Below are 15,559 nucleotides of genomic sequence, written 5' to 3' on the forward strand. Positions count from 1 at the left end.
CAATACTATTTAATAAACTCCAACACTTTTTGCCCCATTTCTTGGGTGCCTAAAATTTTTGAAGCTTCTGTGCTACTGTTTGCAATGTCACCGGTTCTCCAACCAGCTTTTAATGTTTCAGCTACAGCATGGGTAACTGTTTTAGCTTCTTCCTGTAGGCCAAAGCTAATATCAAGCATCAAGGCTGCAGATAATATTGACGCAAGTGGATTTGCTTTATTTTGTCCAGCGATATCGTGCGCAGAGCCATGTATAGGTTCGAAGAAGCCTGTGCCATCGCCTACGGAAGCGGAAGCCAACATACCCATGGATCCTGCAATTTGCGAAGCCTCGTCTGTTAGGATATCACCAAAAAGATTGGCGGTTAAAACAACATCAAACTTCTTTGGATTTTTAACCAATTGCATGGCGGCATTATCAATAAACATGTGATCTGTTTCAACATCTGGATATTCTTTTGCGATTTCTTGTACAACTTCTCTCCAAAGACGTGAAGTTTCCAAAACATTAGCTTTATCAACAGAGCATAATCTTTTATTACGTGTGCGCGCTGCCTCGTAAGCTTTACGTGCGATACGTTCAACTTCGTAACGGTGGTAATTCATCAAATCTGACGCAAAGGTGTTGTCCTCATTGCGATTTTTCTCGCCAAAATATACATCGCCTGTTAATTCACGAAAGAAAAGGATATCTGTCCCTTGAAGAATTTCTGGCTTTAAGCTTGAAGCATCCAACAATTCATCAAATAATAATATCGGGCGAAGATTAGCATAAAGACCCAGCTCTTTACGTATCTTTAGTAAACCCTGTTCAGGTCTAACTTTAGCAGATGGGTCATTATCATACTTGATATGGCCAATGGCACCGAAAAGGATCGCATCAGAAGCTTTTGCTTTCGCTAATGTCTCGTCAGGTAGCGGATTGCCAGTAGCTTCAATCGCCGTATGGCCCATGATGGCTTCATCGAAGCTAAATTCATGACCATAATTTTCACCGATTTTTTCTAGAACTTTTTTACCCCAAGTGGTTACTTCTTGGCCGATGCCATCTCCAGGTATGATTAAAATATTTTTTTTCATTGTTTTATAACTATTGAGCTGTTAGTCTCTAAATGCTAACCGCTAACATCTATTTTCTATTCTAACTGGTCGTTTTCCACATTTTTTATGTGGAAAAAGCCTCTTTTTTGTGGATAACTCTGGTTATCGCTTTCACTTCTCCCTTTTCCAACACCATTTTCTTATCAATGCACGTTGGTAGCTGAGCGTGGAAATGCCCTACATAGATGAGGGTTTGGCCGCTTTTACTCAGATCATCGATGACGTCGTTGAAATACTGTGTCTGCTCTTTGTCAAGCCCCTGACATGGTTCGTCCAAAATCAACAATTCAGGATGTTTCACGATCGTGCGGGCCAGTAGAACCAAACGTTGTTGGCCTAGGGGTAATGATCCCAATGTTTTATGTTTAACCTCTTTGAGGTCAAAAAAATGAAGAATTTGCTCCAGCTTCTGCTGTTGTTCAAATCCTAATCGTTGATAGAGGCTCATGGAATTAAAGAATCCCGAAGCGATGGTCTGTCCAACGTTGGCATTCATATCGTAGTACCAATGTAATTCTGGCGATATGATCCCCAAATGTTCTTTGATGTCCCAGATACTTTCTCCAGATCCTCTTTTTTTACCGAAAAGATAGATGTCATTGGCATAGGCCTGGGGATGATCTCCATTGATTAAACTAAGCAAAGTTGATTTTCCAGAGCCATTATGACCTTGCAGTAGCCACTTTTCACCAGCTTTTACCTCCCAGTCTATGTTTTTTAGAACTTGTTTTTCTCCATAAGAGATATTAATCTTGTTCATCTTTACCATGATCTGAGAAGAAACTTCTGGCGCTCGTTGCAGAAAATAAGGCAGTGCCTTTCTCGTTCGGCGTAACCCTCTGGATAGCTCTTCGCTACGTTGACGAATAACGATCTTGCCCTCCTGAATTTCTGCGAAGCGATTGATGCAGCTGGGGTATTCCTCATCATTACTAATAAGCAACAACGACACACCTTTATTTGCCAACTGATCAAAAATGTGATTGAGGTCTTGCCGAGACTGTACGTCTAAACCTGTATAAGGTTGATCAATGATAAGGACCTCAGGCTGGAGCCATAGCGCCTTGATCAATTGTAGTCTTTTATGCTCCCCACTGGAGAGTTCGATCAACTGTTGATCTTTGAAATTTTCAAAACCAAAAATTGTCAGATAGTTGCGTACGTCGTCAAAAGAGAGTTGTTCCTCCTGTGCAAAATGTTTCAACTCTGCAAAAACAGTTAACGTATCGTTTTTCGCGAATTTGTTGTAGCGCTGTTGATAATAAAAGTTGCGGTCGCCTTCCAGATTGGTAAACTGAAACCAATTGGAAACATAGTGAATTTTTGAAGAAAGGGGATTGTTGGAGCCGAGGTTGAATTCGATTTTTCCTTCATATTTTATTTGACCGGCAATTGCTTTTGCAAGCGTTGTTTTTCCGGTACCACTCGGTCCTCCTAAGATCCATTGTTCACCCTTAAAAATTTGCCAATTTAAATCTTGCAATACGATATCTCTACCGTACTGAACAGTTAAATTGGCAATATGGACGACAGGATCTACCATTGTCTGTTTACTTCAAATGCTTTGATTAAATCTTTTTGGTTAAGGATAAAATCGATATCATCATATCCATTAATCAAGCATGATTTTTTGTATGGATTGATTTCAAATTCAAACTGATCGCCTGTTTCTTTCAACATGACTGTTTGTTTTTCCAGGTCGACGATAATTTCTGTATTAGGATTTTGATGTACTAATTCGAATATTTTCCCTAAAAACTCTTCTGGAACTTGAATGGGCAAAACCCCATTATTCAGCGCATTTCCTTTGAAGATATCTGCAAAGAATGAACTGATAACAACGTCAAAACCATAGTCTTGAATAGCCCAGGCAGCGTGTTCGCGACTAGAGCCACAGCCAAAGTTTTTCCCCGCAACCAATATTTTTCCCGAATAGGTCGGGTTGTTCAATACGAAATCCGTTTTGGGCTGATTGTCTGATTCATAGCGCCAATCACGGAATAAATTATCTCCAAATCCTTCGCGCGTTGTCGCTTTTAGAAAACGCGCTGGAATGATCTGATCGGTATCAATATTTTCAATAGGTAGTGGAACTACCCGTGAAGTTAAAGTTTCAAATTTTTTCATTTTTTCAAAGTCAAAATAAAAAACGGAGCTGAGTCTATTAGCCCTCCGTTTTTTATCTGTTTTATTTTTTGTCGAACGCTAATTGTTCAAAACCTTTTCTCTTTGCTTTTCATACTCCTCTTTGGTAATGAGCTTGTCATCGTACATCTTTTTTAGCTCTTGTAATTTAGCTGACAATGATGTGTCTGTTGACTCTTTTTTTGCTCCGCTACCTAGAGGTATCAATTCATACGTATGTTGCTCTTTATATTTCATGGTCCATAGAAATGGAACGAGTACAAATATCCCCCCGATGATAGCACCGACGTCAGCTTTTTCATTTCTAGAAAAACTGGTAATAAAAGGCTCATAACCTTCTTTTTCTATTTTCAAGTCAGTTGTGCTGCCAACGATTTTGGTGTCTTTATAAGAATACGGTGTTGTACCCGCATACTCTCCTTGAATATAAACTTTTGCCCCAACTGGATTTGATTGAATCAATGTTTTGCTCGCACAACTGGTAAAAAGTGTAGCCCCCGCTAAGATGATAGATGTGATTTTAGTAGTACTTTTCATTTTTGGATTAATATATTTTACGCTTTATTTTTTTTAGATCAACTCTCTCACATCTGTTACTTTACCTGTTACAGCCGCAGCGGCTGCTGTTAAAGGAGATACCAGCATGGTGCGTGCATTAGGCCCTTGACGTCCTTCGAAGTTTCTATTTGAAGTCGAAACGCAATATTTGCCAGCAGGGATTTTATCTTCGTTCATCCCTAGACATGCCGAGCATCCTGGTTCGCGTAGCTGGAATCCCGCTGCCTCAAATATTCTATCCAAGCCTTCTTCTTTGGCTTGTTTTTCTACTTGTTTTGAGCCTGGTACAATCCATACTTCAACGTCCTGTGCTTTCTGCTTACCCTGTACGAATGAAGCAACTTCACGTAAGTCTTCGATACGGGAATTGGTACAACTTCCGATGAAGACGTAATCAACACGGTTGCCTAACACTGTTGAATCGTCTTTAAAGCCCATGTAGTCTAATGCTTTTTGATACGACGGTCTTTCTGATTCTGGCTGAGCAGTAGTTGCTGGAATATGTTCTGCAATTCCCATTCCCATCCCGGGGTTGGTACCGTAGGTAATCATGGGAGCGATGTCTTCCGCATCAAAAGTCAATACTTTATCGAAGATGGCATCTTCGTCGGAATATAATGTTTTCCAGTAGGCTAGCGCTTTATCCCATTCTTCTCCTTTCGGCGCAAATTCACGACCTTCCACATAATCAAATGTAATCTGATCAGGTGCAATTAACCCTCCGCGAGCCCCCATTTCAATGCTCATGTTACAGATGGTCATACGTGCCTCCATACTTAACGAACGGATCGCTGAACCAGCATATTCGATAAAGTAACCCGTACCGCCGGCAGCTGAAATTTTGGAGATGATATACAAGATGATATCTTTGGCTCCAACGCCTTTTTGAAGGGTACCATTAACTTCAATTTTCATTGTTTTGGGCTTCGACTGCAATAGACATTGGGTAGCGAAGACTTGTTCTACTTGAGAGGTTCCTATACCAAAAGCAATAGCTCCAAAAGCACCGTGAGTGGAGGTATGGCTATCGCCACACACCATTGTTTTACCCGGTAAGGTAATACCCAGCTCTGGACCGATAACGTGTACGATACCTTGGTAGGGATGTCCCAAACCGTATAATTCAATACCAAATTCAGCACAATTTTTGGTGAGCATATCAACCTGATAACGCGATAGTTCTTCTTTGATTGGTAAATGCTGATTAAGTGTCGGTACATTGTGGTCGGCAGTAGCTACCGTTTGTTTTGGGCGAAAAACTGGGATTCCTCTTTTACGTAGGCCATCAAAAGCTTGAGGTGAAGTAACTTCATGAATTAAATGGGTATCGATATAAATAATATCTGGGAACCCTTCTTCACGCTTAACCACGTGAGCATCCCAAATCTTTTCTACTAAAGTTTTTGACATTTTTTATTCTCTCTTATGTTATTTTTATATTAGCCAAGGTGATATTGTAAATGTCTCAATATCACCTTGGTTTCAATATACTAAATTACGAAATTTTCATGATTTTGAAGCATGTATAATTCCGTATAAACTTTAAACAGTTTTGATCGCTTTCATTGCGGTCATTGCTTTACGCAATTTGCGTCCAACAATTTCCACGGGGTGATCGCGTAAAATTTCATTGATAACAACCAATTGAGCATTGTCAACTGAACCATCTCGGCCTTCGTTAAAGTTTTTACCGACTAAATCAGTATCTACAGTTTTCATAAAGTCTGCCAACAACGGTTTACAAGCCTGATCGAATAGGTAACAACCGTATTCAGCTGTATCAGAGATGACGCGGTTCATTTCGAACAATTTCTTACGGGCGATTGTATTGGCGATTAATGGTGTTTCGTGTAATGATTCATAGTATGCCGACTCAGGCTTTATACCCGCTTCAACCATCGTTTCGAACGCCAATTCAACACCGGCACGGATGAAAGCAACCATCAATGTGTAGTTGTCGAAATACTCCTGTTCGTTGATCTTAACATCACCAGCAGGTGTTTTTTCGAATGCCGTTTCACCTGTTTCAGCGCGCCATTTCAATAAGTTTGCATCACCATTAGCCCAATCTTCCATCATTGTCTTGCTAAAGTGTCCTGACATGATATCGTCTTGATGTTTTTGAAACAATGGACGCATAATATCTTTCAATTCCTCAGAGATTTCAAAAGCTTTCACCTTTGCTGGGTTGCTTAGACGATCCATCATGCCGCTTACACCACCGTGCTTTAGGGCTTCTGTGATCACTTCTACGCCATATTGTACCAATTTAGAGGCGTAGCCTGCTTCAATTCCTTTTTCGATCATTTTATCGAAAGATAAGATCGAACCTGTTTGCAACAATCCGCAAAGAATCGTTTGCTCACCCATCAAATCTGATTTTACTTCAGCTACGAATGAAGATTTCAATACACCTGCTTTGTGACCACCTGTTCCTACACAATATGCTTTAGCTTCAGCCCAGCCTTTTCCTTGTGGGTCATTCTCAGGGTGAACAGCGATTAAGGTAGGTACACCAAAGCCACGAAGGTACTCTGCGCGAACCTCAGAACCTGGACATTTTGGCGCAACCATGATGACAGTAATATCTTTACGGATCTGCATACCTTCTTCCACAATGTTGAAACCGTGTGAATACGATAATGTAGCGCCTTCTTTCATCAAAGGCATTACGGCGTTGATAACTGACGTGTGTTGTTTATCTGGAGTCAAGTTGATGACTAAATCTGCAGTGGGAATCAATTCTTCGTAAGTTCCTACATTAAAATTGTTGTCCGTAGCATTTTTCCAAGAATCTCTTTTTTGTTCAATAGCTTCCTTACGTAAAGCATAAGAAACGTCCAATCCGCTATCTCTTAAGTTTAAACCTTGGTTCAAGCCTTGTGCGCCACATCCTACGATTACGATTTTTTTACCTTTTAAAGCATTTACGCCATCCGTGAATTCGGTGTTGTCCATGAATTCAGCGTGACTTAATTGTTCTAACTGCTCTCTAAGCGGTAAAGTGTTGAAATAATTTGCCATTGTTTTACTTTCTTTCTGTTATGGGTTGTTGATTATTTGTTTTAATTATTGTACTAATCTGCGTTGCGCCATTGCATAGCCGAAATGAACATTGTCATGTCCAGATGTCAGGGCAATAACTTCTTCAATGGTGTCCATTGGATAACCATAGGTTGCTGTTGAAAAGGAAGTGATTTCTCCAAAGACACCATTGTCATAATCGGCGGCAATTTGCTCAATACTACGGATGGCGATTTCTTTTAATTCATCGATCTCCGCTTGTTCAACAAAGCGGGTTGGTTTGGTATCTTTTTTATAATCTTCGTTATATTTTACCCAAGCCGTATCGGCTTTAATTCCTGTACGCACATAGATCAAGGTCTGGGTACTGACAACGATATGCGCAAAATTCCAGATGATATTGTTGTTAAATCCTACAGGAATTTTGTTAAGCTGTTCTATAGAAAGGCCTTCAATTAATTCAATGAATTTTTGACGTGACTTTAAGATAAATTTAAATGTTTCTTGCATGATATTTTTAATGCTTACATTGTAAATACATCATCTCTTTTGTCGAGATATTCGTTTTCTACAATTTCTTCAGAAGGCTCTCGGGCTTCAAACTGAACCAATTTGGAGTGGAAGCCAGCACTATCCTTGATGATGGCAATACGAGCTCCACGTACAAATTCGATCAAGCCATATTTTGTCAGCTCTTCGGTTAACTTATCAATCTCTTCGCGGTGACCGGCCGTTTCGAATACAATATAATCGTTGCGGATCACAACGACATTCGCACCGTATTGGCGTAACAACCGCTCGACGTAAACTTTTTCATTCACAACATCCGCAGGCACTTTATATAATGCCTGTTCTTGCCAGATCACTTCATCATTGGTGTTGTAATAGGCTTTGAGGATGTCAATTTGTTTTTCCAGCTGACGGCAAAGCTTACGAAGAACATCCTCCGCTTCTGTGATCACAATGGTAAAACGATGTATCCCTTCCACTTCAGAAGGGGAAGTGTTCAAGCTTTCGATATTGATTTTTCTTCTCGAAAAAATCGTTGAAATCCGACCGATAAGACCGATAGAATTCTCTGTATATAGGGTGATGGTATATTCTTGTTTTTCCATGTTAAATTCTACTTTAAGCGTATCTCAGATACCGATGTTCCTTGCGCAACCATTGGGAATACATTATTTTCCTTACCGACCATCACTTCCAATAGATAAGCTCCGTCATGATCAATCATTGTTTTCAGGGCATTACGAAGATCTTTTCTTTCCGAAATCTTCTGACCGTCGATGTAATAGCCTTTCGCTACAGCAACAAAATCAGGACTCGTGATATTCACGAATGAATAGCGCCTGTCGTGGAATAATTGCTGCCATTGACGCACCATGCCCAGGAATTCATTGTTGAGAATCATAATTTTGACTTTTGCACCAAATTGCATGATCGTTCCCAACTCTTGGATGGTCATCTGTATACCACCGTCGCCGATGATGGCCACAACGGTTTTTTCTGGAGCGCCATACCAAGCACCGATAGCTGCTGGAAGTCCAAAACCCATGGTTCCCAAACCTCCTGAGGTTACATTTGATTTGCTGTTATTAAATTTAGCATAGCGACAAGTTACCATTTGATGTTGACCAACATCGGTTGTGATGATTGCATCACCTCCCGTCAATTCATTCAACACATTGATTACTTCACCCATCGTCATAATATCTGTTTGCGGATGAAGTTCATCCTGGATAACTTCCTTGATTTCTTCTTTTTCAAGTTCGCGGAATTGCGCTAACCAAGCAGAATGGTCTGTTGCATTTATCAATTCCGTCAGCATCGGGAGTGATTCTTTACAGTCGCCCCATACAGGTACGGTTGTCTGTACATTTTTGTCAATCTCGGCGGGGTCTATATCCAAATGGATTACTTTTGCCTGTTTGGCGTATTTATCCAAACGACCCGTTACGCGGTCGTCGAATCGCATACCGATAGCAATCAACACATCGCATTCATTGGTCATTACGTTTGGCGCATAGTTACCATGCATACCAAGCATGCCGACATGAAGTTTATGGTCTGTTGGTAGGGCGCTCAAACCCATAACAGTGCTCGCAGATGGGATACCGGCCTTTTCGATAAATGTTTTAAATTCCTCCTCGGCTTTTCCTAAAATAATTCCTTGTCCCCAAAGAACAAATGGTTTCTTGGCAGTGTTGATTAGGGCTGCCGCTTGTTCGACATATTCTTTTCGTACTTGTGGTGCAGGTCTGTAGCTGCGTACATGGTTGCACTTTTCGTAACCATAATAATCAAACAATTGCAATTGCGCGTTTTTCGTGATATCGATCAGTACCGGCCCGGGACGGCCAGTGCTGGCGATGTAAAATGCTTTTGCAAGTGCAGCTGGAATTTCAGTGGCGTCGGTAACTTGATAGTTCCACTTTGTAACCGGTGCCGTGATATTGATGACATCAGTTTCCTGAAATGCATCAGTTCCTAATAGTGAAGCGAAGACCTGACCTGTGACACAGACGATCGGGTTACTGTCAATCATGGCGTCAGCCAATCCAGTAACTAAGTTTGTTGCTCCAGGACCACTTGTCGCAAAGACGACACCGGTACGACCTGAAGATCTTGCATAACCTTGCGCCGCGTGGATTCCACCTTGTTCATGGCGCACTAAAATATGCTTCAGACGATCCGTATAATCATAAAGGGCATCATAGATGGGCATAATTGCGCCTCCAGGATAACCAAATACGGTATCAACTCCTTCGCTCAATAAGGCTTCCAGTACAGCTTTAGATCCCGAAATTTGTGTCGGAGTTTGTTGCGCTGCGGTAGCCTTATTTTCTGTTATTTCCAGTGTACTCATTACGTTGATTTTTTTTGTTGATTATTCAGTCTTTTTAGTATTTAGCTATTCGATCAGGAGACGTTAGAGCTCAACGTCTCCATTTCTTGATTTCTATAGATCGGTTACACAACCTTCTGAGGCATCTGCAACTGTTTTAGCATATTTATATAATACGCCTTTGTTAACTTTCAATGCCGGTTGTACCCAAGCTGTGCGGCGTTGTGCGATCTCCTCATCCGAAAGGATGACATTGATGCTGTTATTGACCGCGTCAATCTCGATGATATCATCATCATGTACAAGGCCGATCAGCCCACCTTTGTAAGATTCCGGTGTGATATGCCCTACGACAAAACCATGCGTTCCACCAGAGAAGCGGCCATCAGTAATCAAAGCAACAGATTTACCCAAGCCCGCGCCGATAATCAATGAGGTCGGTTTGAGCATTTCAGGCATGCCTGGTGCCCCTACAGGACCTTCATTTTTGATTACGACAACATCCCCAGGCTTGATTCGTCCCGATGCAATACCTGCTACTAAATCATGTTCGCCGTCGAATACGCGTGCAGGGCCGGTGAATTTTTCACCTTCCTTACCGGAGATTTTTGCTACAGAACCTTTTTCAGCAAGATTTCCGTAAAGAATCTGTAAGTGTCCTGTAGCTTTAATAGGATCGCTTAATGGTTTGATAATTGGTTGATCATATTCCATGATTGATTTAACATCAGCCAAGTTTTCGGCAACGGTTTTTCCTGTTACAGTAATGCAGTCGCCGTGGAGTAAGCCTTCGTCTAAGAGATACTTCATGACAGCAGGAGTTCCACCATATTGTTGGAGATCTTGCATCAAGTATTTGCCGGATGGTTTAAAGTCGGCTAACACAGGCGTTTCATCGCTCATGCGTTGAAAGTCATCTTGGGTGATGTCTACGCCTATCGCTTTACCTATTGCAATAAAGTGAAGAACAGCATTCGTGCTTCCCCCCAAGATAACAATGGTGCGTAAAGCATTTTCAAATGCCTTGCGTGTCATGATATCAGAAGGCTTGATATCTTTCTCAAGTAGGGTACGGATGTGTTTACCTGCCTCGAGGCATTCATTTTTCTTCTCTTCCGATATTGCTGGATTGGAAGACGAGTAAGGCAAGCTCATGCCCAAGGCTTCAATAGCAGAAGCCATGGTATTTGCTGTATACATCCCGCCACAAGCACCTGCACCGGGACAGGTATGTTTGATAATCCCTTCATAGTCTTCATCGGATAGATTTCCGCAGATGCGTTGTCCCAATGCTTCAAATGCAGATACAATGTTTAATTCTTCCCCTTTATAGTGGCCAGGAGCGATTGTTCCACCATATACCATTAAAGAAGGACGGTCCAGACGAGCCATTGCCATAATAGCGCCGGGCATGTTTTTATCACAGCCAGGAATAGAGATCAAGCCATCATAATATTGCCCACCGCAGATTGTTTCGATACTGTCAGCGATCACATCCCGGCTTACCAATGAATAACGCATGCCATCTGTACCATTACTCATCCCGTCGCTGACGCCAATGGTTCCGAAGGTCAGGCCTACTAAATTATTGTTCCAAACGCCCTTTTTGACGATTTGTGCCAAATCATTTAAGTGCATATTACACGTATTACCATCATATCCCATGCTGGCAATACCGACCTGTGCTTTTTCCATGTCGGCATCTGTAAGACCGATACCGTAAAGCATGGCTTTTGCAGCAGGTTGCGTTTCGTCTTGTGTAAATGTACGGCTGTATTTGTTCATTGCATTTTCGCCGTTAGATGATGACTTCATAATTTTCGTTCTCTAATACTAAATTTTTATAACGTCTTTGGATTGATGCCCCTATGCTATGTTCCCAAGCTTCTTGATAGATGACATCATCGACCTGTTTGATTCCGATGATTTCTGCGGCAGTCCCACATAAGAAGGCGCTGTCTGCAGTATAAATATCTTCAACAGTCAGTTGCTTTTCGATAACTTCGAAATTTAACTTTTTACAGATATTTTTCACCGTTTGGCGTGTAATGCCCGGGAAGATGTTCTTCGTGGGCGGTGTATAGATTTTGAAATCTTTTTCGATAAAAATGTTTTCACTGGATGCTTGGGCAACATAGCCTTCATGATCGAGCATTAAAGCTTCGTCATACCCTCTTTTGATGGCTTCCGTTGTGGCAAGGATAGAGTTAACATATTGCCCAGAGATTTTCGAGTCAATTTTAAACGATTTTGGATTAGGTCTTTTGATATCCGAAATACATACCCGTAATAAGTTTTGACCAAGATATGGCCCCCATTCCCAGGCTGCAATCATGATGGTTGCTTCGGTTGATGAGGTTAAGTGCATATTTGAACCGGTCAATACCAATGGACGTATATAGGCTTCTCTGAGGTTGTTGGTGGCCAGAAGCTCATAACAGATTTCGATCAGCTCTCTATTACTCCAACGATAAGGAATATTAACTCCTTCACATGATTTCTTCAAACGGTCAAAATGCTTATCAGCTTTAAAGATACGGGGGCCATTGTGGGTATTATATGCGCGTAATCCATCGAATACAGCATACCCATAATGCAGTGACTGCGCAAACGGATCCAACGCCGCTTCGGAAGCTTTTACAAAAGCTCCATTCAAATAGATCAATGTATTTTTATCGTAGTATTTCATAACCCTGAATTTACCTCAGTATAATAATTCCCTTCGTGGTGTTTTGGTGGTAAATCATGCGATCTCAAGTTTCTATAAAAACTTTCGATTTTCATTTCCTCAAGGTAGCAGGAATTACAATAATTGGCAATAGGCAAACTGCTAATTTTAAATTTAGAATAAAATTTTATATTAAATGCTTTTTGCAATTTTTTTTGATAAAATAGCAGGTTTATTCGGTTTTATATTTTGTTAGTCGTATACCATATTTAATATTGGTCTACTGTTGTGAAAAATTAATTTTTGTGACAACGGTCAATTTTCTTCTTAAAATGATGAAAACGTCAAAAAAACTTAAAAAAAAAAGCTTCCGATATTTCTATCGGAAGCTTTTAAATTTTATAAAATCGATTTGATTTAATCTCCGATAATTCCTTCAGCAAGCACGGTAATGACATTGTCTTTTGCTTCGACAACACCACCTTTAATGAACACTTCTTGTTCACCTTTACCTTGTTGAATAATTACTTTTCCATCTTCCAAAGTAGAAACGATGGCAGCGTGGTCTTTCAAAATTTGGAAAGAGCCTGCAGAGCCAGGTACAGTAACAGCCGTTACTTCGCCTTCGAATGCTAATTTGTCAGGAGTGATAATTGTTAATTTCATTATTCTTAGATATAATCTAAATTAAACTGCTTCTGCTAATAATTTTTTACCTTTTTCGATAGCATCATCAATGTTACCTACTAAGTTGAAGGCAGCTTCAGGATACTCATCTACTTCACCGTCAATAATCATATTGAATCCTTTGATGGTATCTTTGATATCTACCAATACGCCTTTTAAACCTGTAAACTGCTCTGCAACATGGAAAGGTTGTGATAAGAAGCGTTGTACACGACGTGCACGGTGTACTGTTAATTTATCTTCTTCAGATAATTCGTCCATACCTAAGATGGCGATGATATCTTGCAATTCTTTATAACGTTGAAGAATTTCTTTTACACGTTGAGCGGTATTGTAGTGTTCGTTACCTAAAACGGCTGGAGAAAGGATACGCGATGTAGAATCTAATGGATCCACGGCAGGGTAGATACCTAACTCAGCAATTTTACGAGACAATACTGTGGTTGCATCCAAGTGGGCGAAAGTTGTCGCTGGAGCAGGGTCAGTTAAGTCATCGGCAGGTACATATACAGCTTGTACAGAAGTGATAGATCCGTTTTTAGTTGATGTGATACGCTCTTGCATTAAACCCATTTCCGTTGCCAACGTTGGTTGATAACCTACGGCTGATGGCATACGACCCAATAGGGCTGATACTTCAGAACCTGCTTGTGTAAAACGGAAGATGTTATCAATGAAGAATAATACGTCACGGCCCTGACCTTCGCCATCACCGTCACGGAAGTATTCCGCTACTGTAAGGCCTGATAAAGCAACACGTGCACGTGCACCAGGAGGCTCGTTCATTTGACCGAACACGAAAGTACATTTAGATTCTTTCATTAATTCGTGGTCAACAGTGTCCAAAGGCCATTCACCTTTTTCCATGCCTTCCATAAAATGCTCACCATATTTGATGATACCTGATTCCAACATCTCACGCAATAAGTCATTACCTTCACGTGTACGTTCACCTACACCAGCAAATACGGAAAGACCACCGTGACCTTTAGCGATGTTGTTGATCAACTCTTGGATTAATACAGTTTTACCTACACCGGCACCACCGAATAAACCAATTTTACCACCTTTAGCATATGGCTCTAAAAGGTCAATAACTTTGATACCAGTAAAAAGTACTTCGGATTCAGTTGATAAATCTTCGAATTTAGGTGGTACGTTGTGAATAGGACGACCATTCTCCTTATTCAGATTTTGGATCCCGTCAATGGCATCACCAACTACATTGAATACACGACCTTTGATTTCTTCACCAACAGGCATTTTGATAGGAGCACCAGTATCGACAACTTCCATTCCGCGAACTAAACCTTCAGTTGCGTCCATGGCAATTGTACGTACACGATCCTGACCTAAGTGTTGTTGAACTTCTAATACAACACGTTGTCCATTTTCTTTTTGAATGTACAATGCATCGTAAATTTTAGGTAGATTTTCACTGTCGGCGAAGTTGACGTCAACAACTGGGCCGATAATCTGCGCTATTTTACCAATCTTGGGCATATTATAGGGACTAAATATTTATTAATCAATTTTATATAAGAGACATAAAAGGCCTCTTTTTTGGTCAGCAAAAATAAGGTTATTCGTATTTAAAAACAAATAGAATTTGTAATTAAATTATAAATTTATTAATGTAGGTCAAAATGTTATCTATTGTAATTCTGTCTGTTTCAATTTCGATCGATGCAAATATAGTTTTTCTTCTTTAACCTACACCGCTAAATAAAATCGACCTGTCATCGAATGGTTCATGGATTCGCTACAGGTCGATCAAGATATATCTCCTAATTTTAGGAAAAGGAGTACTAGATTTTTTTGTTTAATTCGTCTTGTAGCTGACGCTTAAGCAGTTGTTCTTTTTCCATAGCCTTTTTGCGAAAAGTTGCAAATTCTTCCTGGGATTGCTCCGCTGTCTTTTGGAATTCCACTGTATCCACTTTCGCTTTTCGATAGGAAAATAGAAATATAAATGTCGCTACTGCCAATATCCCAATGATCGTCCAAACAACGGTATTGTAAAAAGCTTTCGATGTACTCATTCCCAAGAAAGATAAACTTTCTGTCTTTTCCTTCTCTTGCGCCAGCTGATCGTTTAAGACCTGGATAGAATCTTGCAAATTTTTTGTGTTCGAAGAATAATTGCTTGAAGAAGATTTCAATGAGCTGATTTCTTTGTGAAGTTTTGCTACAGTATCAATCACATTCCTTTTGACAATGTCAAGATTGGTTTTACGCACCATCTTGAAATCATAGTTGTTTTTCGAAATATAGTTAAGGTGGTCAAATTGATTGGACAAACTTCCTTTTTTTAATCCATCGGGACTATACTTGAAGGCATTATCCTGTTGCGCTGCTTTAGTCGGGGGAGCCGATGCAGGATTTTGTGCCTGTAGTGTAGTATATGATGAAATAAATAAAATTGTAAAGAATATAAATGCTAATCTCAATTTGCTCATGTTGTTTATAGTTATAAAATGCATCATTTAGCTTTTCCTAGATGTAAAGCTAGGATATACCTGTGATAAATAT

At 40.3% G+C, this 15,559-nt stretch carries 14 protein-coding genes; all 14 read right to left on the reverse strand.

Features of this window, described 5'->3' with window-relative positions; translation table 11 throughout:
• Window positions 1–5: 5 nt before the first annotated feature.
• The 14 genes from leuB to J2X77_RS15600 all read right to left on the reverse strand — a co-directional run bounded on the left by leuB (window position 6) and on the right by J2X77_RS15600 (window position 15,486).
• Complete coding sequence (leuB, locus tag J2X77_RS15535) at window positions 6–1,079, reverse strand: 3-isopropylmalate dehydrogenase (RefSeq protein WP_209578162.1); 1,074 nt, start codon at window positions 1,077–1,079, stop codon at window positions 6–8.
• 85 nt (window positions 1,080–1,164) lie between these two features.
• Window positions 1,165–2,643, reverse strand: a complete 1,479-nt coding sequence (locus tag J2X77_RS15540; protein WP_209578163.1) for an ATP-binding cassette domain-containing protein — start codon at window positions 2,641–2,643, stop codon at window positions 1,165–1,167.
• Entirely contained in the window at window positions 2,637–3,227 is a 591-nt protein-coding gene (leuD, locus tag J2X77_RS15545) for a 3-isopropylmalate dehydratase small subunit (RefSeq protein WP_209578164.1), read from the reverse strand. The genes J2X77_RS15540 and leuD overlap by 7 nt, the downstream gene beginning before the upstream one ends.
• Window positions 3,228–3,305: 78 nt before the next feature.
• Window positions 3,306–3,782, reverse strand: a complete 477-nt coding sequence (locus J2X77_RS15550; RefSeq protein ID WP_293883949.1) for a PEGA domain-containing protein — start codon at window positions 3,780–3,782, stop codon at window positions 3,306–3,308.
• Between the two features lie 33 nt (window positions 3,783–3,815).
• Window positions 3,816–5,213 carry a 3-isopropylmalate dehydratase large subunit gene (gene leuC, locus J2X77_RS15555; protein ID WP_209578166.1) on the reverse strand — a complete coding sequence of 466 codons (1,398 nt, stop codon included), beginning with the start codon at window positions 5,211–5,213 and terminating at the stop codon, window positions 3,816–3,818.
• Between the two features lie 132 nt (window positions 5,214–5,345).
• A complete protein-coding gene (gene ilvC / locus J2X77_RS15560; protein WP_209578167.1) occupies window positions 5,346–6,827 on the reverse strand; it encodes a ketol-acid reductoisomerase in 1,482 nt (493 codons plus the stop codon).
• Window positions 6,828–6,872: 45 nt separating this feature from the next.
• Window positions 6,873–7,337 carry a DinB family protein gene (locus J2X77_RS15565; RefSeq protein WP_293883946.1) on the reverse strand — a complete coding sequence of 155 codons (465 nt, stop codon included), beginning with the start codon at window positions 7,335–7,337 and terminating at the stop codon, window positions 6,873–6,875.
• Window positions 7,338–7,351: 14 nt separating this feature from the next.
• Window positions 7,352–7,942, reverse strand: coding sequence for an acetolactate synthase small subunit (gene ilvN / locus J2X77_RS15570; protein WP_209578168.1), 591 nt, complete (start codon window positions 7,940–7,942; stop codon window positions 7,352–7,354).
• Window positions 7,943–7,950: 8 nt separating this feature from the next.
• On the reverse strand, window positions 7,951–9,693 hold the full coding sequence (gene ilvB / locus J2X77_RS15575) for a biosynthetic-type acetolactate synthase large subunit (RefSeq protein WP_209578169.1): 1,743 nt from the start codon (window positions 9,691–9,693) through the stop codon (window positions 7,951–7,953).
• Between the two features lie 93 nt (window positions 9,694–9,786).
• Entirely contained in the window at window positions 9,787–11,487 is a 1,701-nt protein-coding gene (gene ilvD, locus J2X77_RS15580) for a dihydroxy-acid dehydratase (RefSeq protein ID WP_209578170.1), read from the reverse strand.
• Window positions 11,471–12,361: a branched-chain amino acid transaminase gene (locus J2X77_RS15585; protein ID WP_293883940.1), complete on the reverse strand. Its 891-nt coding sequence runs from the start codon at window positions 12,359–12,361 to the stop codon at window positions 11,471–11,473. Before J2X77_RS15585 ends, ilvD begins: the two co-directional genes overlap by 17 nt.
• A 396-nt stretch (window positions 12,362–12,757) precedes the next feature.
• The gene (gene atpC, locus J2X77_RS15590) at window positions 12,758–13,006 is read right to left on the reverse strand and encodes an ATP synthase F1 subunit epsilon (protein ID WP_209578172.1); all 249 of its coding nucleotides are present in this window, start codon (window positions 13,004–13,006) and stop codon (window positions 12,758–12,760) included.
• Window positions 13,007–13,027: 21 nt separating this feature from the next.
• Entirely contained in the window at window positions 13,028–14,530 is a 1,503-nt protein-coding gene (atpD, locus tag J2X77_RS15595; protein ID WP_209578173.1) for a F0F1 ATP synthase subunit beta, read from the reverse strand.
• 305 nt (window positions 14,531–14,835) lie between these two features.
• Entirely contained in the window at window positions 14,836–15,486 is a 651-nt protein-coding gene (locus tag J2X77_RS15600) for a hypothetical protein (protein ID WP_209578174.1), read from the reverse strand.
• Between the last annotated feature and the right edge of the window lie 73 nt (window positions 15,487–15,559).

The sequence above is a fragment of the Sphingobacterium sp. 2149 genome (assembly GCF_031455655.1).
Taxonomy (GTDB): domain Bacteria; phylum Bacteroidota; class Bacteroidia; order Sphingobacteriales; family Sphingobacteriaceae; genus Sphingobacterium.